Here is a 2,688-nt window from a genome sequence, read left to right on the forward strand (position 1 = left end):
GCACCCACAGCGGGCCGTCGTCTCCCAACACCGAATACGCGTCCACGATGGTGTCGGACAGCTCATCCTCATCATCGCCGTCCCGCCACCAGATAATGACGCCGTCAACCGCCGAGTCATAGTCCTCATCCACCAGCTCCTCGCCGGTCAGGTCCTCGATGCTCGTTCGGATCGCGTCGTCTACGTCATCATCCCACAGCCACTCCTGTACGATGCTGCCGGGATGGAAACCGAATTCTTCCGCTTTCTGGGATGCCGTTTCAGTCACGAGGAACAGCATAACAAGTCATTGAGAAATACTGTGTAACACCGCCGGCATGCGCGCCGAAAAGACCAGAATGCGGACTCCGGCCTTATTCACGCCGCGCAATGCTGCAGCGTCTCGCCGTTGCCCTGTCCAATGGCCACCAAGGCGTCATAGGCCTCCTCAAGCGTCGACACCCTGACATCCCGCATGCCGTTTGGCACATGTCCCACCACTTCGGAGCAGTTGTCGGCCGGAGCGAGGAACCATGTGGCGCCGTCACGCTTGGCGCCCTGCATTTTGAGCTGGATGCCGCCGATCGCGCCGATCGACCCGTCCTCGTTCATAGTGCCCGTACCGGCGATGATCTGGCCTCCGGTCTCGTTGTCGGGGGTCAGCCTGTCGATCACGCCCAGCGCGTACATCATGCCGGCCGAGGGGCCGCCGATATCGTTCACATGCATGGAAACCCGTATGCCGCTGACATCCATGCCACGCCGCTGGAGAAAGGCGAGCGCCTGGCTGGAAGCCGCGTCCTGCGAAGACGTCATTTGCTGTTCCGTTTTCTGCTTGTACTCGTCGGCGGTCTGGCCCGACGGCACCACAGCCTCCCGAGGCATCACGATCTCATCGGAACGCAGCCAGCCGACCAGCACCTCGGCATTGGTCACATACGATCCCGGCATTCCGGAGGCGTTGACGGTAGTCAGCAGCAGCCGCCCAGAATCGTCATGCGTATCCGCACCGCTGATGTCTATGACCCGACTGCCATCGAGCTCACCCAGCACATTGGCCGTAGGACCGGGACGTTCCACCACATATGGGCTCGGAAGCACCAAAAGCACCACCGACAGCACACACACCAGCGTTCCGAGCCGAAACCGCGCCGAACGCGACAGCAACCAGCGGCGAGCCCGGGACGCCATCCTGACGACATTCTTGAAATCAGCCATAAGCACACAGTGTAGGGGTGCTGTCTAGACTAAGAGCATGGAAGAAAACGAGATTCGCCAATGGCTCATTGAATGCTTCGGCCCGGTGGAGGGCGAGATGGCCTGGCAGCAGTTCTCCCAGCTGCCGTCGGCCATTCGCGATCAGATTATGAGCCAAAGCAGAAACGGGCTGCCGAAACCCGGCGAAGTCCAATCACTCATTCACGCGCTCTCCGCTGGCGGACTTAACACCATCGGCGACATGCAGCGCACCATGGACGAGGGACCGATCAACGTCAAACTGGCCAAGTCGGTAGCGCTGACCAAGGTCAACGGCGGCGACGCGCAGGCGACGGTCAGCGCCGAAGACGGGCAGCTGGCCCGTCGGGCGCTCAGCGAGGCCAATCTGTGGCTCGACACAGCCTGCGCCATGAACCCTCCCGCAGGCGAGGCCCGGGTGCTCACCAGAGCCGATTGGGTGGAGGAGACGATTGGCGCATGGGCGGCCTTCGCCGCTCCGGTGGCCGCCTCCATGGCCGATTCACTGTCGTCGGTGATCTCCGAACGACTGGGCGGCATGTTCGAGGCCGGCGAAATCTCGGGAATGTTCGCAGGTCCCGTGCCGATTCCGATCCCCGATTCCATGAAGGATCCCAGCCAGTTGATGAAACTGCTGGGCAACACCTCATTCGCCATGCAACTTGGCCAGGCGGCCGGCGACCTCTCCGAAGAGGTGAGAGGGAGCTTCGACCAGGGCATCGCACTGCTCGCGACGCCCGCGGGGGGGCTTATTCCGCAGAACATCAACGCATACGCGGATTCGCTCGATCTGCCCCGCAATGAGGTCATGGCGTTCCTGGCATTGCAGGAAGCGGCCCATGCGCGGTTGTTCTCCTCCGTCCCATGGCTGATGCCGCGTTTCGAGGCGTTGATCGGCAAATACGCCCGTGGCATTTCCATTGACATGGACGCCATGGAGGATCATCTCCGCGAGGCGCGCGACATGAGTCCAGAATCGATTGCCGACGCGGTCAACCTCACCAATGTGGGCATGTCCGACACGCCTGAGCAGCGCGAGGCGCTGGACAGCTTGGAAACGCTGCTCGCCACCGTTGCAGGCTGGGTGGATTGCGTAGTGTGGCGCGCCGGCATGGCGCATATCGCGCATATCGAGCAGCTGCGGGAAATGTTGCGACGCGAACGCGCCGTAGGAGGCCCCGCCGAACGCACCTTCGAATCGCTGCTGGGATTGCATCTGCACCCCAAGCGCCAGCGCGAAGCCGCCAGCATGTGGGAGCGCATTACAGCGGCCGAAGGAGTGGAGACTCGCGACGCCAAGTGGTCGCATCCCGATCTGCTGCCCACACTCGACGCCAACCACAACGGTTCCGGATCCGCCGCCGGCAACGCCTCGGAAACCGCCGACGGCGCGATGCCGCCCAACAGCGCCGAACAACCCAATGCCGCGACGAACGGCACTTCCTCGGCCTCCGACGCCAAAACCGACGACGC

General features: G+C 62.7%; 3 protein-coding genes. 1 reads left to right on the top strand and 2 read right to left on the bottom strand.

The features are described from left to right. On the bottom strand, positions 1 to 268 hold a 268-nt coding region (locus tag B2994_RS00460; RefSeq protein ID WP_291526454.1), incomplete at its 3' end, for a DUF3052 family protein. A gap of 89 nt (positions 269 to 357) precedes the next feature. Continuing rightward, positions 358 to 1,197 (bottom strand): YlbL family protein, encoded by an 840-nt coding sequence (locus B2994_RS00465; protein ID WP_291526455.1) that lies wholly within the window; start codon positions 1,195 to 1,197, stop codon positions 358 to 360. A 37-nt stretch (positions 1,198 to 1,234) separates the two neighbouring features. Here B2994_RS00465 and B2994_RS00470 point away from each other — a divergent pair. After that, a partial coding sequence (locus B2994_RS00470) for a zinc-dependent metalloprotease (protein ID WP_291526456.1) occupies positions 1,235 to 2,688 on the top strand: 1,454 nt, incomplete at its 3' end.

This window comes from Bifidobacterium sp. UBA744 (assembly GCA_002298605.1).
Lineage (GTDB): Bacteria > Actinomycetota > Actinomycetes > Actinomycetales > Bifidobacteriaceae > Bifidobacterium.

Bases quoted from the DNA above. Each gene is read 5' to 3' on its own strand.
- B2994_RS00465 (WP_291526455.1), bottom strand. From the start codon at position 1,197: ATGGCTGATTTCAAGAATGTCGTCAGGATGGCGTCCCGGGCTCGCCGC.